General features: G+C 60.4%; 18 protein-coding genes. All 18 read right to left on the reverse strand.

Annotated features, from left to right (window positions below; genetic code table 11):
- Positions 1-84 precede the first annotated feature (84 nt).
- The 18 genes from nuoF to EIY72_RS10940 all read right to left on the reverse strand — a co-directional run bounded on the left by nuoF (position 85) and on the right by EIY72_RS10940 (position 20,587).
- The gene (gene nuoF, locus EIY72_RS10855; RefSeq protein ID WP_093223801.1) at positions 85-1,440 is read right to left on the reverse strand and encodes an NADH-quinone oxidoreductase subunit NuoF; all 1,356 of its coding nucleotides are present in this window, start codon (positions 1,438-1,440) and stop codon (positions 85-87) included.
- Positions 1,437-1,934, reverse strand: a complete 498-nt coding sequence (gene nuoE, locus EIY72_RS10860; protein ID WP_008020715.1) for an NADH-quinone oxidoreductase subunit NuoE — start codon at positions 1,932-1,934, stop codon at positions 1,437-1,439. Before nuoE ends, nuoF begins: the two co-directional genes overlap by 4 nt.
- A 2-nt stretch (positions 1,935-1,936) precedes the next feature.
- On the reverse strand, positions 1,937-3,721 hold the full coding sequence (nuoC, locus tag EIY72_RS10865) for an NADH-quinone oxidoreductase subunit C/D (RefSeq protein ID WP_093223798.1): 1,785 nt from the start codon (positions 3,719-3,721) through the stop codon (positions 1,937-1,939).
- A gap of 72 nt (positions 3,722-3,793) precedes the next feature.
- Positions 3,794-4,468: a NuoB/complex I 20 kDa subunit family protein gene (locus EIY72_RS10870; RefSeq protein ID WP_003223809.1), complete on the reverse strand. Its 675-nt coding sequence runs from the start codon at positions 4,466-4,468 to the stop codon at positions 3,794-3,796.
- A 10-nt stretch (positions 4,469-4,478) separates the two neighbouring features.
- Positions 4,479-4,892 (reverse strand): NADH-quinone oxidoreductase subunit A, encoded by a 414-nt coding sequence (locus EIY72_RS10875; protein ID WP_003223812.1) that lies wholly within the window; start codon positions 4,890-4,892, stop codon positions 4,479-4,481.
- A 435-nt stretch (positions 4,893-5,327) separates the two neighbouring features.
- Positions 5,328-6,572: an aminotransferase class III-fold pyridoxal phosphate-dependent enzyme gene (locus EIY72_RS10880; RefSeq protein WP_093223796.1), complete on the reverse strand. Its 1,245-nt coding sequence runs from the start codon at positions 6,570-6,572 to the stop codon at positions 5,328-5,330.
- Between the two features lie 53 nt (positions 6,573-6,625).
- Positions 6,626-7,537, reverse strand: coding sequence for a LysR family transcriptional regulator (locus EIY72_RS10885; protein WP_093223795.1), 912 nt, complete (start codon positions 7,535-7,537; stop codon positions 6,626-6,628).
- Between the two features lie 43 nt (positions 7,538-7,580).
- Positions 7,581-8,117: a 2,4'-dihydroxyacetophenone dioxygenase family protein gene (locus EIY72_RS10890; RefSeq protein WP_093223792.1), complete on the reverse strand. Its 537-nt coding sequence runs from the start codon at positions 8,115-8,117 to the stop codon at positions 7,581-7,583.
- Between the two features lie 138 nt (positions 8,118-8,255).
- On the reverse strand, positions 8,256-9,680 hold the full coding sequence (locus EIY72_RS10895) for an amino acid permease (RefSeq protein ID WP_093223789.1): 1,425 nt from the start codon (positions 9,678-9,680) through the stop codon (positions 8,256-8,258).
- Positions 9,681-9,963: 283 nt separating this feature from the next.
- Positions 9,964-11,289: an isocitrate lyase gene (gene aceA, locus EIY72_RS10900; protein WP_093223786.1), complete on the reverse strand. Its 1,326-nt coding sequence runs from the start codon at positions 11,287-11,289 to the stop codon at positions 9,964-9,966.
- A gap of 474 nt (positions 11,290-11,763) precedes the next feature.
- Positions 11,764-12,525, reverse strand: coding sequence for a secretin N-terminal domain-containing protein (locus EIY72_RS10905; RefSeq protein WP_093223783.1), 762 nt, complete (start codon positions 12,523-12,525; stop codon positions 11,764-11,766).
- Positions 12,526-12,768: 243 nt separating this feature from the next.
- On the reverse strand, positions 12,769-13,194 hold the full coding sequence (locus tag EIY72_RS10910) for a GNAT family N-acetyltransferase (protein WP_056854616.1): 426 nt from the start codon (positions 13,192-13,194) through the stop codon (positions 12,769-12,771).
- Positions 13,187-14,356, reverse strand: a complete 1,170-nt coding sequence (locus tag EIY72_RS10915; protein WP_093223780.1) for a ribosomal protein uL16 3-hydroxylase — start codon at positions 14,354-14,356, stop codon at positions 13,187-13,189. The genes EIY72_RS10910 and EIY72_RS10915 overlap by 8 nt, the downstream gene beginning before the upstream one ends.
- A gap of 86 nt (positions 14,357-14,442) precedes the next feature.
- Positions 14,443-15,813 carry an adenylosuccinate lyase gene (gene purB, locus EIY72_RS10920; protein WP_093223777.1) on the reverse strand — a complete coding sequence of 457 codons (1,371 nt, stop codon included), beginning with the start codon at positions 15,811-15,813 and terminating at the stop codon, positions 14,443-14,445.
- Between the two features lie 124 nt (positions 15,814-15,937).
- Positions 15,938-16,561: a high frequency lysogenization protein HflD gene (hflD, locus tag EIY72_RS10925; RefSeq protein WP_093223775.1), complete on the reverse strand. Its 624-nt coding sequence runs from the start codon at positions 16,559-16,561 to the stop codon at positions 15,938-15,940.
- Positions 16,558-17,691, reverse strand: a complete 1,134-nt coding sequence (mnmA, locus tag EIY72_RS10930; protein ID WP_093223772.1) for a tRNA 2-thiouridine(34) synthase MnmA — start codon at positions 17,689-17,691, stop codon at positions 16,558-16,560. Before mnmA ends, hflD begins: the two co-directional genes overlap by 4 nt.
- 59 nt (positions 17,692-17,750) lie before the next feature.
- Positions 17,751-18,197, reverse strand: coding sequence for an NUDIX hydrolase (locus EIY72_RS10935; RefSeq protein WP_093223769.1), 447 nt, complete (start codon positions 18,195-18,197; stop codon positions 17,751-17,753).
- A 164-nt stretch (positions 18,198-18,361) separates the two neighbouring features.
- Complete coding sequence (locus tag EIY72_RS10940; RefSeq protein ID WP_093223766.1) at positions 18,362-20,587, reverse strand: NADP-dependent isocitrate dehydrogenase; 2,226 nt, start codon at positions 20,585-20,587, stop codon at positions 18,362-18,364.
- Between the last annotated feature and the right edge of the window lie 198 nt (positions 20,588-20,785).

A 20,785-nucleotide genomic window follows, 5' to 3' on the forward strand; every position in this document is an offset into this window, starting at 1 on the left:
GTTGTTCGTCCGAATCCAAACAGCCCTTGAGAGGCGTCATCGAACGAAAGACGAAGGGCACGGACCCTTCGCCTTTTTAAGCATTTACGCGCCGACTACGATCGGCCTTGCCAGAGGCGGGACGGCGGCGCTGGTGGGCGCGATGCCGGCTTCGAACTCGTGGCGGAAGTATTTGATTGCGCTGCCCAATGGCTCCACGGCGCCCGGTGCGTGAGCACAGAAGGTCTTGCCCGGGCCGAGGAATCCGACCAGACCCAGCAGGGTCTCGATGTCGCCTGGCTGGCCTTGACCGTTCTCGATGGCCATCAGCAGCTTGACGCTCCATGGCAGGCCATCACGGCACGGGGTGCAGAAACCACAGGATTCGCGCGCGAAGAACTGCTCCATGTTGCGCAGCAGCGAGACCATGTTGACGCTGTCGTCCACCGCCATGGCCAGGCCGGTACCCATACGGGTGCCGACTTTGGCGATGCCGCCGGCGTACATCTGTGCGTCCAGGTGCTCCGGCAGCAGGAAGCCAGTACCGGCGCCACCTGGCTGCCAGGCCTTGAGCTTGAAGCCGTCGCGCATGCCGCCGGCGTAGTCTTCGAACAGCTCGCGACCGGTAACGCCGAATGGCAATTCCCACAGGCCAGGGTTCTTGACCTTGCCGGAAAAGCCCATGAGCTTGGTGCCCATGTCTTCACTGCCTTCGCGGGCCAGCGATTTGTACCAGTCCACGCCGTCGGCAATGATCGCCGGCACGTTGCACAGGGTTTCAACGTTATTCACGCAGGTCGGCTTGCCCCACACGCCAACGGCGGCAGGGAAGGGCGGCTTGGAGCGCGGGTTGGCGCGGCGGCCTTCGAGGGAGTTGATCAGTGCGGTTTCTTCACCGCAGATGTAACGCCCGGCGCCGGTGTGGACGAACAGCTCGAAATCGAAGCCGCTGCCCAGGATGTTCTTGCCCAAAAGACCTGCGGCCTTGGCTTCTTCCACGGCACGGTTGAGGTGCTTGGCGGCGGTGGTGTACTCGCCACGCAGGAAGATGTAGCCGCGGTAGGTTTTCAGTGCACGGGCACTGATCAGCATGCCTTCGATCAGCAGATGGGGCAGTTGCTCCATCAGCATGCGGTCTTTCCAGGTGTTGGGCTCCATTTCATCCGCGTTGCACAGCAGGTAGCGGATGTTGATGGATTCGTCCTTCGGCATCAGGCCCCACTTCACGCCAGTGGGGAAGCCTGCACCGCCGCGGCCTTTCAGGCCGGAATCCTTCACGGTCTGGACGATGTCGTCCTGAGCCATGTCGGCAAAGGCCTTGCGCGCAGCAGCGTAGCCGTTCTTGGCCTGGTATTCGTCGAGCCAGACAGCTTCGCCGTCATCGCGCAGACGCCAGGTGAGCGGGTGAGTCTCGGCCGAACGCTTGATGCGGTTGGCCGGACCGAAAGAAGTCAGGGTCATACGTAGCCCTCGAGCAATTTGGCAACGCCGGCTGGCTGCACATCACCGAATGTGTCGTCGTCGATCATCAACGCCGGCGCCTTGTCGCAGTTGCCGAGGCAGCAGACCGGCAGCAGGGTGAAACGACCGTCGGCGGTGGTCTGACCCAGGCCGATGCCGAGCTTGCTCTGGATTTCGCTGACCACCGATTCGTGGCCGCCGATGTAGCAGACCATGCTGTCGCAGACGCGAATGATGTGACGGCCGACGGGCTGACGGAAGATCTGGCTGTAGAACGTCGCCACGCCTTCAACGTCGCTGGCCGGGATGCCGAGGATCTCGCCGATGGCGTACAAGGCGCCGTCCGGCACCCAGCCGCGTTCCTTCTGGACGATCTTCAGGGCTTCGATCGACGCCGCGCGCGGGTCTTCGTAGTGATGCAGCTCGTGCTCGATGGCCGAGCGCTCGGTTTCACTCAAGGTGAAACGGTCTGTCTGGATAAGCGTGCTGTTCATGCTTAGCGGTCCACGTCGGCCATAACGAAATCGATACTCCCCAGGTACGCAATCAAGTCCGCGACCATGCTGCCTTTGATCACCGAAGGGATCTGTTGCAGGTGGGCGAAGCTCGGGGTGCGAATCCGGGTGCGGTAGCTCATGGTGCCGCCATCGCTCGTCAGGTAATAACTGTTGATGCCCTTGGTCGCTTCGATCATCTGGAAGGATTCGTTGGCCGGCATGACCGGGCCCCACGAGACTTGCAGGAAGTGCGTGATCAAGGTTTCGATGTGCTGCAGCGTGCGCTCTTTCGGCGGCGGCGTGGTCAGCGGGTGATCCGCCTTGTACGGGCCTTCCGGCATGTTGCGCATGCACTGGTCGATGATCCTGATGCTCTGGCGCATCTCTTCGACGCGAACCATGCAGCGGTCATAGGCATCGCCGTTGGCGGCCAGCGGCACTTCGAACTCGAAGTTCTCGTAGCCGGAGTATGGACGCGCTTTACGCAGGTCGAAGTCGCAACCGGTCGAACGCAGGCCGGCACCGGTGACGCCCCATTCCAGGGCCTCTTTGGTGTTGTAGGCGGCAACGCCGATGGTACGACCCTTGAGGATGCTGTTTTCCAGGGCGGCCTTGGTGTACTCGTCCAGGCGCTTTGGCAGCCAGTCGACGAATTCCTTGACCAGTTTTTCCCAGCCACGCGGCAGGTCGTGGGCAACACCGCCGATGCGGTACCAGGCCGGGTGCAGGCGGAAACCGGTGATGGCTTCGATGACCTTGTAGGCGCGCTGGCGGTCGGTGAAGGTGAAGAACACCGGGGTCATGGCGCCGACGTCCTGGATGTAGGTGCCCAGGAACAGCAGGTGGCTGGTGATCCGGAAGAACTCGGCCATCATGATGCGGATGGTGTCGACCTTCTGCGGGACCTGGATGCCGGCCAGCTTCTCGACCGAGAGCACGTACGGCAGGTTGTTCATCACGCCGCCGAGGTAGTCGATACGATCGGTATACGGAATGAAGCTGTGCCAGGACTGACGCTCGGCCATCTTCTCGGCACCACGGTGGTGGTAACCGATGTCCGGCACGCAGTCGACGATTTCTTCGCCGTCCAGTTGCAGGATGATGCGGAATGCACCGTGGGCCGAAGGGTGGTTCGGACCGAGGTTGAGGAACATGTAGTCCTCGTTCGGGCCGGAACGCTTCATGCCCCAGTCTTCAGGCTTGAAGCGCGCGGCTTCTTCCTCAAGTTGTTGCTTGGCCAGGGTCAGGCTGAACGGATCGAATTCGGTGGCGCGCGCCGGGAAGTCCTTGCGCAGCGGGTGACCTTCCCAGGTCGGCGGCATCATGATGCGCGACAGGTGCGGATGGCCTTTGAAGTCGATGCCGTACATGTCCCAGACTTCACGCTCGTACCAGTTGGCGTTCGGCCAGATGCTGGTGACGGTCGGCAGGCTGAGATCACTTTCGGACAGGGCGACCTTGATCATGACGTCGCTGTTACGCTCGATCGACATCAAGTGGTAGAACACGGTGAAGTCGGCACCGCTCGGTAGCCCTTGACGCTTGGTGCGCAGACGCTCGTCCACGCCGTGCAGGTCATAGAGCATGACGTACGGCTTGGGCAGGTTGCGCAGGAAGGTCAGGACTTCGACGAGTTTGGCACGGGCAACCCAAAGCACCGGCATGCCGGTGCGAGTCGCCTGGGCGGTGAACGCCTCTGGGCCAAAACGGTTGTTCAGTTCGACGACCACATCCTGGTCGTCTGCCTTGTAAGGCGGGATGTACAGAGCACTGCCTGTAGTCATGGTTATTTATCGCTTTCGGTCAACGTAAAGAATGAAGCCAGGTGTTCGTTCTATTGAAGAAGCAAATCTGGATCAGACTTCGTCGGGGCTGCGCAGGTTGGTGACTGCGATACGCTGTTCGCGGCGCTGTTCCTTCTGCGAAGGCATATCGGCGCGGTAGACGCCTTGATCGCCAACGACCCAGGACAGTGGGCGACGCTCCTGGCCAATCGACTCCTGCAACAGCATCAGGCCTTGCAGGAAAGCTTCAGGGCGGGGCGGGCAGCCAGGTACGTAGACGTCCACGGGCAGGAATTTGTCCACCCCTTGAACGACAGAGTAGATGTCGTACATGCCACCGGAGTTGGCGCACGAACCCATGGAGATAACCCACTTCGGCTCGAGCATTTGCTCGTAGAGGCGCTGGATGATCGGCGCCATCTTGATGAAGCAGGTACCGGCGATAACCATGAAATCCGCCTGACGCGGCGATGCCCGGATCACCTCGGCGCCAAAGCGCGCGATGTCGTGGGGCGCCGTGAAGGCGGTGGTCATTTCCACGTAGCAGCACGAAAGGCCGAAGTTGTACGGCCACAGGGAGTTTTTACGCCCCCAGTTGACCGCGCCACTCAGCACGTCTTCGAGCTTGCCCATGAAAATGTTTTTGTGGACTTGATCTTCTAACGGATCGGAAACGGTTTCCCGTTCGCCAATCGGATACTGCTCGTTAGGAGCATCGGGGTCGATCCTGGTGAGATTGTATTGCATTGCCAAAGCCTCATTGTTTCAGCTTCGCTTGCCGCTTGCGCCGAGCTTCCGGAGCCCAGTCAAGGGCGCCCACTCGGAATAGGTAGACAAGGCCTGCCAACAGAATTGCTATGAAAACGAGAGCTTCGACGAATCCGGTCCAGCCGCTTTCGCGGACGGACACAGACCATGCAAAGAGAAAGAGGGCTTCGATATCGAAGATCACGAAGAGCATCGCGACCAGATAGAATTTGGCTGAGAGCCGCAAGCGGGCGCCACCTGTAGGTAGCATGCCGGACTCGAACGGTTCGTTTTTGCTGCGGCCCCAGGCTTTTGACCCGAGGAGGCTGGAAACACCAAGCATGAAGGCACAGAGGCCGACAACGCCGAGAAGGAAAATGGCAAAGCCCCAGTTGTGGGCCATGAGTCCTGTCGCTTCGGGCATGCTGGTAATCCTTAACAGAGAGCAAAGGTCTCTGAGCTTGAAAAGTAACAACGCAGTGACGATATGTCGCAGCAATCAATCCCGCTGATTTTATGGCTAAACACCCTGCAAGTAAAATTCCTATAGCGAAATTATTTATAGGAATAAGGACATAGCGCGACCTCAAAGCCCTGTAACCCTTGGCCTGTGGGCATTAGCTGGCATTTGCTCAATTATGTTTTGTTTATGCTGTAACGAATATAGTTGCTCCTAAATGATAATCAATATTGTTTGGCGTGGTTTTGTAACTGTTTAAAGGGGGAGGCGTCGGGAAGTTGTCTAACTTGCACGTTATTGCAAGTAGCGGCGAGCGACGTTTTGGCGGAGTTTTCTGGCGCGCGCTCAGGCTCGATGCGGGCAGCACGTCGAGCCTGAACGGCTTGGCCGGTTGGGTAACTACCGGGCGAAGCGGGATGCCAGCTTCGAAGCGGCGACCGCAAACGCGGCCTTCATTGCCTCGACCACCTCATCGTCATGGTCGAATGACAGATAAACCCGCCCGTAGGGCGAGGGCATCAGCAACACGCCGGCTTCTCGCAGCGCCAGGTGCAACGCCTTGCTGAACGTGGCATCACCAAACATCAATGCTTCTTCATAGGTCGTCGGTGCCTTCGCCGAAGGCCAGATGCCAAAGACGTTGCCGTAACCGCTGGTACTGACGAGGATGCCCTGGGCCTTGAACGAGGTTTCCACGGCAGCACGCAGGGCCTCGCCGCGCTCGATCAGGCGCCGGTAATCCGCGTCATCCAATTGCGCCAATGTGCTGATCACGGCCGCGCAGGCGATCGGGTTGCCACTGAAGGTGCCCCCGCGCAAAACGCGTCCCTCTTCGAAGCCGGCCAGGATGTGCGGCTTGCCGACGATCGCCGAAACCGGCACGCCATTGCCGATTGCCTTGCCGACGCTGGCGATGTCCGGGTCCAGACCCGCTTGCAGACCTGCCAGCCCCGCATGCAGGCGAAAGCCCATCAGCACCTCATCACAGATAACCAGTGCGCCATGCCGGTGGGCGACTTGCTGAACGTGCAGCAGGTAACCCGGCGCCGGCATGATGCAGCCTGCGTTGGCCAGCATGGGTTCAAGGATCACTGCAGCGATGTCCGGGTCTTCGGCGAACAGCCGATCCACGTCCTCAAAGTCGTTGAAGCGCAGCAGCGTGGTGCGCGGGGTGGAGGGGCGTTGTCCGTCGGCGAAACTCGCTTCACTGGATGAGACGTTGCCGAAACTGACGTCATCGAACCAGCCGTCGAATCCCGCCGCCATTTTCGCGATCCGCGCCCGTCCGGTGTAGGCGCGTGCGGCACGGCAGGCCAAATGCACGGCTTCACTGCCGGAATTGGTGAAAATGACTTTGCTCAAGGCGCCGGTGTGCGCGGCCAATGCAGAGGCCGCTGCATGCTCGCGAACATGCGCCCACGACGGCGCGGCGGAATCGGCCAGGGCTGCCGCCACTTGTTCGTTGACGATGTTGTTGGCATGTCCCAGCAGCACGGCACCGAAGCCGAGTGCAGTGTCGATGTAGCGACGACCTTGATCGTCCCACAGGTAGGCGCCCTTGCCGTTCTTGATGAACAGGGTTTGGCCATTGAGGTCGGGAAGGATGCGAGCGGCGCTTGAGACATCGCCAATCAGGTTACGCATAGGGGCCTCTTTGCATTATTCGTAGGTAGCGGCAGCAGAGCGTTCAGTCGCGCTCAGGACTGGCGGGTGTTCCAGGGGCTTTGGGCGAGTTTTTGCTCGAGAAAGTCGCGGAACACACGGATCCTGGGGCTGAGATGCTTGCGGTTGGTGTAGATCATGTAAATCGGTTCGAAGTTGTCCGGGCTGTGGTTCTGCAGCAGCGGGATCAGGCGGCCTTCGTGGATATCCTGACCAATATGAAACTCGGCCAGGCGCACGATGCCCGCGCCGCTGAGCGCCAGGTCGCGCAGCAGGTCCCCCTGGGCAAAGGTTGCCTTGGGGATGACCGGGACGCGGGTGGGATTGCCATCGATGAGGAAATCCCAGTCATTCCAGACACTGTTGAAGCCAAAGCTGAAACAGGTGTGTTCGAGCAATTGTTGCGGGTGTTCGGGGGTTCCATGGCGGGCGAGGTAGTCCGGTGAGGCGCAGATGATCCAGCGGCTCTGGCCGATCTTGCGTGCGATACGCGTCGAGTCGGGCAGCACGCCGCTGTGAATGGCCAGGTCCAGGCCCTGATCGAACTGATCGGAGAATTGCGCGCCGATCTGGATATCGATCGTCAGCCCGGGGTAGGCGGCGAGAAACTCCGGCAGCCACGGAATGATCTGATGCTTGGCAAAGGTCGACATGGTGTGAATACGTAGCATGCCGCTGACGCGAGTCGGAAAGGCTTCAGCCAGTGAATCCGCTTCGGCCATGGCATTGATCACCGCGCGAGCGCTGACCAGATAGGCTGCGCCTTCTTCGGTCAGCGACAAGCTGCGCGTGCCGCGCTGGAACAGGCGCACCTGCAGGCGGTCCTCCAGGCGAGAGATCAGTTTGCTGATGGCTGATGGCGTCAGCCCGTGGGCACGAGAGGCAGCGGAAAAATTACCGTGCTCGGTGGCCCAGAGAAACGCCAGCAGCTGCGAGTAGTTATCCAATGTTTGCCTCCTGTACCGGTCAGGCGCCTGCCACTGTGTGGATTCAGCGAATGAACTGTTCGATGTAGTCGTCTGGCAGCCCCAGGGTTTTGTAGTGCGCGCGGGCTGTTTCCAGTTTGGTGAAAACGTCCTCGTAACCGACCGCCACGCCTTGCGGGTCCACGTAGGTATAGCCGCCCTGAACGTGGAACCAGGTGATCATCTCTTCGACATCTTCCGGTACGAACAGGGTGTGGGTTTCTCCCGGCGGTTCGAACGCAAACGAGCCTTCCTCGGCGATCCAGTCGTGCTCCAGATAGTACCAGCGCCCCTTGAGCACCAGGGCGTGAACGCCGCCGGTGTGGCGATGGCGCGACAGCACACCGCTTTTGCGCACGCGCAGCAGGTTGATGTAGTAGCCGCCCGAAACGCTTAGCAGCACAGGCTTGAACGAGACGGAGTCGGTTACCGGTACCCAGAGTCGGTCGTCTTCAAGCCATTGGCCAAGCACGCCGGGGTGAACCATGTCGGGGGCCATGAACGGCACTTGCGGCAATTGATAGGGGATGGCCAGTGCATCAGGTTTTGGAGCAATGCTCATGGGGTATTCCTTGTCAGTTTGGGGAGCCCCGCTCATGCGTCAGCCGGGGCTGTACGCAGATTAGGGCGGTGATCAGTCGCGAAAAACAGGGTGGCGGGCACACTCACTGTGAAGCGCAGTCACAGTAGTTGCCGCTATTCAGGCCAGTGCTTGTGGGGAGACAGGTTCAACCGGCGCCATGGCGCTGCGTCGCGCCGAAAGCTCGGGCTGTGACTTCTGCAGGTACGCGCCAATGATCACCAGCACCGTGGTCAGGCCTAGCGTGGAGAGCAGTTCCGCGCGTTGGCCGGGGAAGGCCGCCATGATCGCGAAAATGGCCAGGATGAAAATGATCGTCAGGATTGTGAGGTAGGGGAACAGCCACATCCGCACTTCCAGTTTTTTGCCTTGAGCAACCAGTTTGCGACGCATGCACAATTGCGTGCAGGCGATCACCAGGTACATCAGCAACGCCAGCGCGCCGCTGGTGGCCAGAAGGAATTGAAACACCTCCTTGGGCAACAGATAGTTGGCAGTCAGTGCGGTCAGTGCTGCCAGCGATGTCAGGGCGACGGCCAATAGCGGAACGCCTTGGCGGGTCGTGCGCGACACGGCCTTGGGTGCATCGCCACGTCGGGCGAGTGAATACGCCATGCGCGAAGCGGTGTAGATGGCCGAATTCAGGCAACTGGTGACCGCCACCAGAACGACGATGCTCATGATTTGCGGCGCCCAGGGGATGTTCATTGCGCTCAGCACGGCCTGGTAGGAGCCGTGTGCCAGGTCGGGTGCATTCCACGGAATCAGGCACACCACCACGAACATCGAACCCAGGTAGAACAAGCCCAGGCGCCATACGACGGCGCGAATCGCTTTCTTGATGTTGGCTTTCGGATCCTTGGATTCGGCGGCGGCGATCGTCACCACTTCGCTGCCCTGGAAGCTGAACATCGCCGTCAGCAATCCAGCGACAATCGCCACATTGCCGTTAGGGGCAAAACCCCCGTTGGCGTAAAGATTGGAAAAGCCGCTGGTGGATGAGCCGGGCAGCAGGCCGAGAATGGCCAGCACGCCGAGGACAATGAAGCCGACGATCGACACCACCTTGAACAGCGACAGCCAGTATTCCAGGGTGCCGAACGAGCCGACACTGAGGCTGTTGCAGAGGATCAGGGCAAAGGTGATACCGAAGGCTGCCATCCAGTGCGAAATGCCTAGCCAGTCGCCGAGGATGTTGCCGGCCACGATGGCTTCGATGGCAATGACCAGCACGTAGAACCACCAGTACAGCCAGCCGATGGAAAACCCGGCCCAGCGCCCGATGGCCTGATCCGCATAAGAAGAGAATGAGCCAGTGTCCGGCCGGGCGGTCGCCATTTCGCCGAGCATCTGCATGACCAGCACCACGATGATCGCGGCAAACACATAGGACACCAGTACCGCAGGGCCGGCGGCCGCAATGGCATTGCTCGAACCCACGAAAAGGCCGGCGCCGATCACGCCACCGATCGAGATCATCGTGACCTGTCGCCCTTTCAAGCCATTCCCTAGCTCGTTGTTAGCCTTGTCTTTGTCATCACGCATCGGCTTGTACCTCGAATCAGCGCATTATTATTGTCGTAACGCCGCAACGAGACGGCGATGGCTCGTACCCTAAGCCTTAAGCGAGGCGCGCATTAGCCCCAAATGCTTCAAACAGGGTGTGACGACAGTTCACAAGTGCTGGGTCGATGGCCGGGTGACAGGCTTGTCTTTGGCTGAAATCCAGACAAAAAAAACGCCCCGAACCAGTCGGGGCGTCAGATGTGCAGCGCTGCGGTTAGCTTTCTATTCGATCCGCAGCGGCTGTTGACTCAGGCGAAGCAGATCAGTGGAACTGCTCTTCTTCAGTCGAACCGGTCAGAGCGGTAACCGACGACGAGCCGCCCTGGATCACAGTGGTCATGTCGTCGAAGTAGCCAGTGCCCACTTCCTGCTGGTGAGCCACGAAGGTGTAGCCTTTGGCGGCGTCAGCGAACTCTTGCTCTTGCAGTTTCACGTAGGCAGTCATGTCGTTGCGGGCGTAGTCGTGCGCCAGGTTGAACATGCTGTGCCACATGTTGTGAATGCCGGCCAGGGTGATGAACTGGTGCTTGTAACCCATGGCGGACAGTTCACGCTGGAACTTGGCGATGGTCGCGTCGTCCAGGTTTTTCTTCCAGTTGAAGGAAGGCGAGCAGTTGTACGACAGCAACTGGTCCGGGTATTCCTTCTTGATCGCTTCAGCGAAGCGACGGGCTTCTTCCAGGTCCGGCTTGGCAGTTTCGCACCAGATCAGGTCGGCGTACGGAGCGTAAGCCAGGCCACGGGCGATTGCCTGGTCCAGACCGGCGCGTACTTTGTAGAAACCTTCCTGGGTGCGCTCGCCAGTCACGAACGGCTGGTCGTACGGGTCGCAATCCGAAGTCAGCAGGTCAGCGGCGTTGGCGTCGGTACGGGCCAGGATGATGGTCTGGGTACCGGCAACGTCAGCTGCCAGACGAGCTGCGGTCAGCTTCTGTACGGCTTCCTGGGTTGGAACCAGTACCTTGCCGCCCATGTGGCCGCATTTTTTCACGGAAGCCAGTTGGTCTTCGAAGTGAACGCCGGCGGCGCCTGCTTCGATCATGCTCTTCATCAGCTCGTAGGCGTTCAGTACGCCGCCGAAGCCGGCTTCGGCGTCAGCGACGATTGGCGCGAAGTAGTCGATGTAGCCTGCGTCGCCCGGGTTCTTGCCGGCTTTCCACTGGATCTGGTCAGCACGACGGAAGGCGTTGTTGATGCGCTTGACCACGGTTGGAACCGAGTCCACCGGGTACAGCGACTGGTCTGGGTACATGGATTCTGCGGAGTTGTTGTCCGCAGCCACCTGCCAGCCCGACAGGTAGATGGCCTGGATACCGGCCTTGACCTGCTGAACAGCCTGGCCGCCAGTCAGGGCGCCCATGCAGTTGACGAAATCTTTCTCTGGACGGAAGGCTGGCTTGGCACCCTGGGTAACCAGGTTCCACAGCTTCTCGGCGCCCATTTTCGCAAAGGTGTGCTCAGGCTGAACCGAGCCACGCAGACGGACGACGTCAGCAGCGGAGTAAGTGCGTGTCACGCCTTTCCAGCGCGGGTTTTCAGCCCAGTCTTTTTCGAGGGCTGCAATTTGCTGTTCGCGTGTCAGTGCCATGGGAGATAAACCTCGTCGCGTCTTTATGAAAAGTTGTTCTGCGGTGGAAAATTCCTGCGCTCGCTGACCAGAAGCTTTGGCGGTCAAGTCGGTATGGCGGGGAGGGCGACGGGATGAACGATGGGCTCGAGGGGAAGTGAGCAGGTAAAGGCGAACTGCGGGCGCATTCGGGCGTCGTGGGCCTTGGTACGAACATCAGTGTGCTGCCGGGTTACCTAATTACGCTTCCGTCCCTCGGGACAACTTCGTTCCAGTCGACAACCTCGTCAAACACACCTTGTGGGCGGTACAGACACGAAGCGGTTCGCGGGGGTAGGTGCGAACATCGCCTCGAAGGCCCTTGCCAGGGCCCCTGATTAGCGGGAGCGAGGCCATCATGCCTTTGCTTTTTTAACTCGTCAAACGTTTTGTAGTGCTTTTTTTCAAGCACTACATCTTTGGTCTAATACGACTCGCCGGTCAGTTTTCGGTGCTTTAGTCCAGGGTGTCGACTTTTACCCGCAAGGTCATGTCATTGCGGCTCTGGGTCGAGTAGGTGCGGGTCTGGCCCTGTTTGTCGGCTAGCGTCTGGCCATTCATCCCGGCCAGCAGGATCCATTCACCCAGGCGCCCGGTGACCGTTGTGTCGGTGCTTTGCACGTTCACTACATCGGGACGTTCCTGGCTCATGCGGTCACGGTTGGTACTGATCGACAGGTGAACGATGTCGCCGGTGACGTTTGCCGTGACGTAGAACCCCTGGGTGACGTTGCGATACTGGGTCTGACTGCTGTAGCCGCCGTAGGAGTCGGTCTGGCTGCTGGTGATCGGCACGCTCTGGCCGACCTGGATCAACGCCGGTGTGCCTTCGCTGGCCTGCACTTGCTGAACACCGCCTTCGCGGCTGGCGGTGCTGTAGTCAATGATGCGGGTCTGGCTGGGTTTGGCGCCGTTCACCGAGTAGCCCTGGTTGCCTTGGCCATTGCTGTCGCTGGTGTCGACCGTGATCAGCAAGCGTTTGGGTGCCGTGTCGAGCTGCGCGAGCAAGGCCTTGAGCTCGTCGATCTTGCGTTGATCGGCGTTGACGATCAGTTGGCTGCCGTAGGCGCTGACCTGGCCATCCTTGCCGATGTAGTCCTGTGCTACAGGCAGCATATCGGCGCTGGTGTGGTATTTGAGGGGCACGATTTCCGTGGCTGCCACCGCCGAAAAGCTGCAGCCGAGGAGCAGGGTGGCGAGCAGGGTGCGTAGGGACATGTCCGTTATCTCCGCGATCTAGAGGCTTGATATTGCCAGTTTGTCGGCCTGAGGTGATGGTAGTTGAATCCTGGGCAGCAAAACGCCCCGGCATCGGTGGATGTCGGGGCGTTTTGGAGTGAGCTTGAGGCCGTCATCGCGAGCAAGCTCGCTCCCACAGTGGTTCTCTATCTGACACAAAATCCATGTCCACTGGAGATCCCTTGTGGGAGCGAGCTTGCTCGCGATAGCTACGCCTGCGTCTCAAGCCGAATGGCGAACCATATCGACATGCGGAATCCCGGCTTCCAGGAACTCCTCGCTGACCATGCTGAAACCCAGGCGCTCATAGAACGCCGTGGCCTGGACCTGGGCGCTGAGCATTTGCTGCTTCAGCCCGCGCTCCTCGGCTTCGCCGATCACCGCTTGCATCAGTGCATCGCCGACTTTCAGGCCACGCCAGTCCTTGAGTACCGATACCCGGCCGATGTGACCATCGGGCAACAGGCGCGCGGTGCCGATCGGAAAGTCACCTTCGAAAGCGAGGAAATGCACGGCGGTGGCGTCATCGGCATCCCACTCCAGTTCTGGAGGCACGCACTGTTCGGCGACGAATACCGTTTCACGAATGCGCCGGATCTCGGCGTTGTCCTTTTGCCAGTCTGCGACACGTACGTGAATCTTATTCATCGGCAAACCCCAGGCTTCCTTGCTTGACCAGTTCACACAGCAGGCCGCGGCCGTCTTCATCGCTCAGCCATGGGCCAAGGTTGTCGGTGTGCAGGGCGTCGGCGGCGCAGATCATCTTCAACAGCTCGCGCAGTTTGCCCGGCAGGTAGCGGCTCTGGCCGCTGGCGAACAGCAGCAGGTCATCATCGACTTCCGACCAGGCCAGGCGTGCGCTCGGGTTGCGGATCAGCACGGCGCCGTCTTCCAGCGCGTTGAGCACGTCGTCTTCGGCAAGATCTTCCGGGCCAACGACCAGTTCAGGGTAGCGCGGCTCGGTCATGTACTGGCCGAACCAGGTCAGCAGCAGGCGCTCATCGCTCATGTGCTCGGCCAGCAGGCTTTTCAGGCGATCCAGGGCATCGTGCTGAATCTGATGCGGATCGGCGGCCGGCTGGGCGTCAGCGTCGGTGTAGCGCTCTTCGTCCGGCAGGAACTGGCTGAGGAAGTCGGTGAAGTGGGTCAGCACTTCAGCGGCGCTCGGCGCGCGGAAGCCGACCGAGTAGGTCATGCAGTCATCGACCGCGATGCCGCAATGGGCCAGGCGTGGCGGCAGGTACAGCATGTCGCCCGGTTCCAGGACCCATTCTTCGGTCTGCTCGAATTCGGCGAGGATGCGCAGGTCCGCGTGTTGCAGCAGCGGGCTGTCGGAGTCGCACATCTGGCCGATTTTCCAGTTGCGCTTGCCGTGGCCTTGCAGCAGGAATACGTCGTAGTTGTCGAAGTGTGGACCGACGCTGCCGCCCGGCGCTGCGAAGCTGATCATCACGTCGTCGACGCGCCAGCTCGGCAGGAAGCGGAAGTTTTCCAGCAACTCGCTGACTTCCGGTACGAACTGGTCGACGGCTTGCACCAGCAGGGTCCATTCACGCTCTGGCAGCTTGCTGAATTCGTCTTCGGCGAACGGGCCGCGGCGCAGTTCCCAAGGGCGTTCGCCGTGCTCGATCACCAGGCGCGATTCGACTTCTTCCTCGAGGGCCAGGCCGGCCAGTTCGTCGGCGTCGATCGGGCTTTCGAAATCAGGAATTGCCTGACGGATCAGCAGTGGTTTTTTCTGCCAGTAGTCGCGCAGGAACTCGCGTGCCGTGATGCCGCCCAGAAGTTGCAGAGGAGTGTCAGGATTCATGTGTAACCTATTGAAAAAAAGCACTTTTCAGACGGGAATAAAAACGCCCGGCGCGGCCGGGCGTCTTATCGGGGTCTAACGGTCGATCAGATACGTTTTGCTTGCTCTACAGCGTTGCCGATGTAGTTGGCCGGGGTGAGCAGTTTCAGCTCGGCCTTGGCGGCGGCTGGCATGTCCAGGCCGTCGATGAAAGTCTGCAGCGCTTCAGGGCTGATGCCTTTGCCGCGAGTCAATTCTTTCAGCTTCTCGTACGGGTTTTCGATGTTGTAGCGGCGCATCACGGTCTGGATCGGCTCAGCCAGGACTTCCCAGCAGGCGTCCAGGTCGGCAGCGATCTTTTCAGCGTTCAGCTCGAGCTTGCTGATGCCTTTGAGGCTGGCTTCGTAGGCGATCACGCTGTGGGCGAAGCCGACACCGAGGTTGCGCAGCACGGTGGAGTCGGTCAGGTCGCGCTGCCAGCGGGAAATTGGCAGCTTGCTTGCCAGGTGCTGGAACAGTGCGTTGGCGATGCCCAGGTTGCCTTCGGAGTTTTCGAAGTCGATCGGGTTGACCTTGTGCGGCATGGTCGACGAACCGATTTCGCCGGCAATGGTGCGCTGTTTGAAGTAACCCAGGGAGATGTAGCCCCAGATGTCACGGTCAAAGTCGATCAGGATGGTGTTGAAGCGAGCGATCGCGTCGAACAGCTCGGCAATGTAGTCGTGCGGTTCGATCTGCGTGGTGTACGGGTTGAAGCCCAGGCCCAGCTCGTCTTCGATGAAGGCGCGGGCGTTGGCTTCCCAGTCGATGTCCGGGTAGGCCGAGAGGTGGGCGTTGTAGTTGCCGACAGCGCCGTTGATCTTGCCCAGCAGTGGCACGGCGGCGACTTGAGCGATCTGACGCTCCAGGCGGTAAACCACGTTCGCCAGTTCTTTGCCCAGGGTGGTCGGCGAGGCCGGCTGACCATGGGTGCGCGACAGCATCGGCACGTCGGCGAAACGGATGGCCAGTTCGCGGATGGCGTTGGCGGTCTGGCGCATCAGCGGCAGCATCACGTCATCACGACCTTCGCGCAGCATCAGGGCGTGGGACAGGTTGTTGATGTCCTCGCTGGTGCAGGCAAAGTGGATGAATTCGCTGACCTTGGCCAGTTCCGGCAGCTTGGCCGCCTGCTCCTTGAGCAGGTACTCGATGGCTTTGACGTCGTGGTTGGTGGTGCGCTCGATCTCTTTGACGCGCTCGGCGTGCTCCAGAGAGAAGTTTTCCGCCAGGGTGTTCAACACTGCGTTGGCTTCGGCGGAGAACGCCGGCACTTCGCTGATGGCAGGGTGAGCGGCCAGGCGCTGGAGCCAGCGCACTTCAACCAGAACGCGCGCACGGATCAGGCCGTACTCGCTGAAAATTGGGCGCAGGGCCTGGGTTTTGCCGGCGTAGCGGCCGTCTACAGGGGAAACCGCAGTGAGCGAAGAAAGCTGCATGGGGTGTTCTCGGACAGTCGGGCAACGAAATGGGGCGCGTATCATACATGAAAAAATCCGCCGGTCCGTCGCCAACTGACCGGCGTATTACGCGTATTGCGATGTGTTGCGCTATCGATGCGAGTTATTCGTTACGCATCAATGGGTAAAGTTCTTTGAGCAATTTGCGCCGGCTGAACACCAACTGCCAGCGATGGCCGCCCAACTGTCGCCACAGGCGCGCAGAACGGATGCCGGCCAGCAACAGGGCGCGGATTTTCGAGGCGTTGCTGGGTTGCTGCAGGTTGCGCATGTCGCCGTGCACCTGGATGCGCTGGCGCAGGGTGCTGAGGGTGTCCTGGTACAGCGCGCCACAGGCGGCAATGACGTTTTCGTGGGCCGGGCCGAAGTGTTCGACCTGGGACTGGATCTGCGGCAGGCGCTTGCCAATGATGTCGAGCATGTCGTTGCGCTTGGACAGCTGGCGCTCGAGGCCGAGCATGGCCAGGGCATAACGCAACGGCTCGCGCTGCAGGGCGCTCGGATCGCGTTCGAGGGCGCCGATCAGGGCGCGATAACCTTCACGCAGGTTGAGGTCGTCGCCGCCGTAGACTTCCAGGGTGTCCTTGGGGTCGCGAATCAGCAGGCTGCCGAGCATGCAGGTCAGGCCCGCTTCGTTGGTCTGGCCGGTTTTGGCAATCCTGTCCACCAGCACCGCGGCGAGAAACACGCCGCCCAGTGCTGTCAGTTGCTCCTGGGTCGGGCTCATAGGGCCTGACCTTTGCTCGTCCACGGCTCTGCCACTTCGATGACGCCGCCGCCAAGGCAGACTTCACCGTCGTAGAACACCACGGACTGGCCTGGGGTGACCGCGCGTTGCGGGTCATCGAAGGTGGCGCGGTAGCCGGTGGCGGTTTTTTCCAGGGTGCAGGGTTGATCGCCCTGACGATAACGAACCTTGGCGGTCAGCTTGCGTGGCTGGCTCAGGTCGATCGGGTTGACCCAGTAGATGTCCGAGGCGAGCAGGGCGCGGGAGAACAGCCACGGATGGTCGTTGCCCTGGCCGACGATCAGTTCGTTGTGCTCCAGATCCTTGATCAGCACGTACCACGGCTCGTCGCTGGCGTCTTTCAGGCCGCCGATGCCAAGGCCCTGGCGCTGGCCGATGGTGTGATACATCAAGCCGTGATGGCGGCCGATGATTTCGCCTTCGGTGGTCTTGATCTCGCCCGGTTGCGCAGGCAGGTACTGCTTGAGGAAGTCGCTGAAGCGGCGTTCGCCGATAAAGCAGATCCCGGTGGAGTCCTTTTTCTTTGCCGTGGCCAGTTCGTACTTTTCGGCAATCGCGCGCACCTGGGGTTTTTCCAGCTCGCCGACCGGGAACAGGGTCTTGGCGATCTGCTCACCGCCGACGGCGTGCAGGAAGTAGCTCTGGTCCTTGTTCGGGTCCAGGCCCTTGAGCAGTTCGGTGCGGCCGTCGATGTCGCGGCGACGCACGTAGTGGCCGGTGGCGATCAGGTCGGCACCGAGCATCATGGCGTAGTCGAGGAACGCCTTGAACTTGATCTCGCGGTTGCACAGGATGTCCGGGTTCGGCGTGCGTCCGGCCTTGTATTCGGCCAGGAAATGCTCGAACACGTTGTCCCAGTACTCGGCGGCGAAGTTGGCGGTGTGCAGCTTTATGCCAATCTTGTCGCACACGGCTTGCGCATCCGCCAGGTCGTCCATGGCGGTGCAGTATTCGGTTCCGTCGTCTTCTTCCCAGTTCTTCATGAACAGGCCTTCCACTTCATAGCCCTGCTCGATCAGCAGGAGAGCGGAAACGGAGGAGTCCACGCCGCCGGACATGCCGACAATGACGCGCTTCTTTTGTGTGTCAGAAGGGGCTGGATCACGCATAGGGATTCAATGAGTGTCTTGAAAAAGGACGCGATTCTAACAGGCTCGGGCCTGCAAGGCTAAAGAGAAGGACGGATCAATTCGAGGCCGAAGCGCAAGCCGGCCAGATAATCGTCGATGCAGCGGATGATCAACTCGCTGCGCCAGTTATCCCGTTGGGTCATTAATTCCTCACGGGTCAGCCACTTGGCGCCGACGATGCCATCGTCCAGTTGGTATTCGGGGTTGTGTTTCAAGGCCTTGGCGATGAAGCAGACCCTTTGGTAAGTCACGCCGTTGCTCGGCGCGGTGTAGAGATAAATGCCCAGTACGCCGGTCGCTTCGACGTCCCAGCCGGTCTCTTCGAGGGTTTCGCGCACGGCGGCTTCGGTCAGGGTTTCATTCGGGTCCAGGTGACCGGCCGGCTGGTTGAGTACAACGCGACCGTGCTTGAGTTCTTCGACCATCAGGAAGCGGCCGTTGTCTTCGACGATGGTGGCGACGGTGATGTGGGGTTTCCAGTCCATGGGGTTTCCTCGGATTCGGGTGTGACGGCATTCTACTGTTTAAACCGATCACCTGTGGGAGCTAGCCGCTCCCACAGGCGCTGAGTGTTTATTCAGCATTGTGTGAGGCCCGGAAAGCACAAACCCCGGCGCAGGGCCGGGGTTTGTGATGTTCCCTTACAACCTTACACCAGCGCAGCAACCGCCGCGTTGAAGGTTGCGCTCGGGCGCATGGCCTTGCTGATCAGCTCGGCGTCGGCGTGGTAGTAACCGCCGATGTCCACTGGCTTGCCCTGAACGGCGTTGAGCTCGGCAACGATGGTTGCCTCGTTCTCGGTCAGGGTTTTGGCCAGGGTCGCGAACTGCGCTTGCAGTGCAGCGTCTTCGGTCTGGGCGGCCAGGGCCTGGGCCCAGTACAGCGCCAGGTAGAAGTGGCTGCCGCGGTTGTCGATGTTGCCGACTTTGCGCGATGGCGACTTGTTGTTGTCCAGGAACAGGCCGGTTGCCTGGTCGAGGGTCTTGGCCAGTACCAGTGCCTTGGCGTTGTTGTAGGTCACGCCCAGGTGTTCCAGGGACGCCGCCAGTGCCAGGAATTCACCCAGCGAATCCCAACGCAGGAAGTTCTCTTCCAGCAGTTGTTGCACGTGCTTCGGTGCCGAACCGCCGGCGCCGGTTTCGAACAGGCCACCGCCGTTCATCAGCGGGACGATCGACAGCATCTTGGCGCTGGTGCCCAGCTCCATGATCGGGAACAGGTCGGTCAGGTAGTCGCGCAGTACGTTGCCGGTCACCGAAATGGTGTCCTTGCCTTCGCGAGTGCGCTGCAGGGTGTACTTCATGGCATCGACCGGCGCCATGATCTGGATGTCCAGACCGGCAGTGTCGTGATCCTTCAGGTAAGCCTGAACTTTCTCGATCACTACGCCGTCGTGGGCGCGCATTGGGTCCAGCCAGAAGATGGCCGGAGTGCTGCTGGCGCGAGCACGGTTGACGGCCAGTTTGACCCAGTCCTGGATCGGCGCGTCTTTGGTCTGGCACATGCGGAAGATGTCGCCGGCTTCAACAGCCTGTTCCATCAGCAGGTTGCCCTTGCTGTCGGTGACGCGAACCACGCCGTCAGCCTTGATCTGGAAGGTCTTGTCGTGGGAGCCGTACTCTTCGGCTTTCTTCGCCATCAGGCCGACGTTTGGCACGCTGCCCATGGTGGTCGGATCGAAAGCGCCATTGGCTTTGCAATCTTCGATCACGGCCTGGTAGATGGTCGCGTAGCAGCGATCCGGGATCACCGCCTTGGTGTCGTGCAGCTGACCGTCGGTGCCCCACATCTTGCCGGAATCACGGATCATCGCTGGCATCGAGGCGTCGACGATGACGTCGCTCGGCACGTGCAGGTTGGTGATGCCTTTGTCGGAGTTGACCATCGCCAGCGACGGACGAACGGCGTAGACCGCCTGGATGTCAGCTTCGATGGCAGCCTGTTGCTCGGCCGGCAGGGCCTTGATGCGAGCGTACAGATCGCCGATGCCGTTGTTCAGGTTGAAGCCGATCTGCGCCAGCACGTCAGCGTGCTTGGCCAGGGCGTCTTTATAGAATTCGGCAACGATCTGGCCGAACATGATCGGGTCGGAGACCTTCATCATGGTCGCCTTGAGGTGAACCGACAGCAGCACGCCTTGCGCCTTGGCGCTTTCGATTTCGGCGGCGATGAAGGCGCGCAGGGCGTTTTTGCTCATCACGGCGCAATCGAGGATCTCACCGGCTTGTACGCTGGTTTTTTCCTTGAGGACGGTGGCGGTGCCGTCTTTTGCGATCAGTTCGATTTTCACGGCGTCAGCGGCGTCGATCAGGGCAGCTTTCTCGCTGCCGTAGAAATCGCCGGTGCTCATGTGGGCTACGTGGGACTTGGAGTCCTTGGCCCAGGCGCCCATTTTGTGCGGGTGCTTGCGCGCGTAGTTCTTGACCGACAGTGGTGCACGACGGTCGGAGTTGCCTTCGCGCAGGACCGGGTTCACGGCGCTGCCCTTGACCTTGTCGTAGCGCGCCTTGGCTTCTTTGTCGGCGTCGCAGGTCACGGTTTCCGGGTAGTCCGGCAGTGCGTAGCCCTGGGCTTGCAGCTCTTTGATCGCGGCTTGCAGTTGCGGAACCGAGGCGCTGATGTTCGGCAGCTTGATGATGTTGGCTTCAGGCGTAACGGCCAGGGCGCCCAGTTCGGCGAGGTGGTCGGCTACGGCTTTGTCACCCAGTTGCTCGGGGAAGCTGGCCAGGATGCGCCCTGCAAGAGAGATATCGCGGGTTTCCACGGCGATATCAGCGGAGGCGGTGAAGGCCTCTACGATAGGCAACAATGAATAGGTGGCGAGGGCTGGGGCTTCGTCGGTGAAGGTATAGATGATCTTCGAGCGGGTGGGCATATTCGGATTAACTCTCTCTTCTTTGCTAAAGCGTGCGCAGAAACTCGAGGGCGCCGGGTAAGCGCGTTCGTTCAAAGTCATCCATGAGCCGAATATCGAGGTTTCGTTGCTGTGATGTTGGGTGCATCAGTAGGGTGTCAAGTAGCCGGGCTGCGGTAACAGACTGGCTTAACGGGCGGAAACACTCATCGTAGAGCT

Origin of the sequence: Pseudomonas vancouverensis (assembly GCF_004348895.1) — a bacterium.
Classification (GTDB): domain Bacteria; phylum Pseudomonadota; class Gammaproteobacteria; order Pseudomonadales; family Pseudomonadaceae; genus Aquipseudomonas; species Aquipseudomonas vancouverensis.

Coding starts and splice junctions, on each gene's coding strand:
- EIY72_RS10890 (WP_093223792.1), bottom strand. CDS start 8,117: ATGAGCATTGCTCCAAAACCTGATGCACTGGCCATCCCCTATCAATTG.
- hflD (WP_093223775.1), bottom strand. CDS start 16,561: ATGAGCCCGACCCAGGAGCAACTGACAGCACTGGGCGGCGTGTTTCTC.
- nuoC (WP_093223798.1), bottom strand. CDS start 3,721: ATGACTACAGGCAGTGCTCTGTACATCCCGCCTTACAAGGCAGACGAC.
- EIY72_RS10875 (WP_003223812.1), bottom strand. CDS start 4,892: ATGCCCGAAGCGACAGGACTCATGGCCCACAACTGGGGCTTTGCCATT.
- EIY72_RS10895 (WP_093223789.1), bottom strand. CDS start 9,680: ATGCGTGATGACAAAGACAAGGCTAACAACGAGCTAGGGAATGGCTTG.
- aceA (WP_093223786.1), bottom strand. CDS start 11,289: ATGGCACTGACACGCGAACAGCAAATTGCAGCCCTCGAAAAAGACTGG.
- EIY72_RS10940 (WP_093223766.1), bottom strand. CDS start 20,587: ATGCCCACCCGCTCGAAGATCATCTATACCTTCACCGACGAAGCCCCA.
- EIY72_RS10880 (WP_093223796.1), bottom strand. CDS start 6,572: ATGCGTAACCTGATTGGCGATGTCTCAAGCGCCGCTCGCATCCTTCCC.
- EIY72_RS10935 (WP_093223769.1), bottom strand. CDS start 18,197: ATGGACTGGAAACCCCACATCACCGTCGCCACCATCGTCGAAGACAAC.
- EIY72_RS10915 (WP_093223780.1), bottom strand. CDS start 14,356: ATGAATCCTGACACTCCTCTGCAACTTCTGGGCGGCATCACGGCACGC.
- nuoF (WP_093223801.1), bottom strand. CDS start 1,440: ATGACCCTGACTTCTTTCGGTCCGGCCAACCGCATCAAGCGTTCGGCC.
- EIY72_RS10870 (WP_003223809.1), bottom strand. CDS start 4,468: ATGCAATACAATCTCACCAGGATCGACCCCGATGCTCCTAACGAGCAG.
- mnmA (WP_093223772.1), bottom strand. CDS start 17,691: ATGCGTGATCCAGCCCCTTCTGACACACAAAAGAAGCGCGTCATTGTC.
- EIY72_RS10905 (WP_093223783.1), bottom strand. CDS start 12,525: ATGTCCCTACGCACCCTGCTCGCCACCCTGCTCCTCGGCTGCAGCTTT.
- nuoE (WP_008020715.1), bottom strand. CDS start 1,934: ATGAACAGCACGCTTATCCAGACAGACCGTTTCACCTTGAGTGAAACC.
- EIY72_RS10910 (WP_056854616.1), bottom strand. CDS start 13,194: ATGAATAAGATTCACGTACGTGTCGCAGACTGGCAAAAGGACAACGCC.
- purB (WP_093223777.1), bottom strand. CDS start 15,813: ATGCAGCTTTCTTCGCTCACTGCGGTTTCCCCTGTAGACGGCCGCTAC.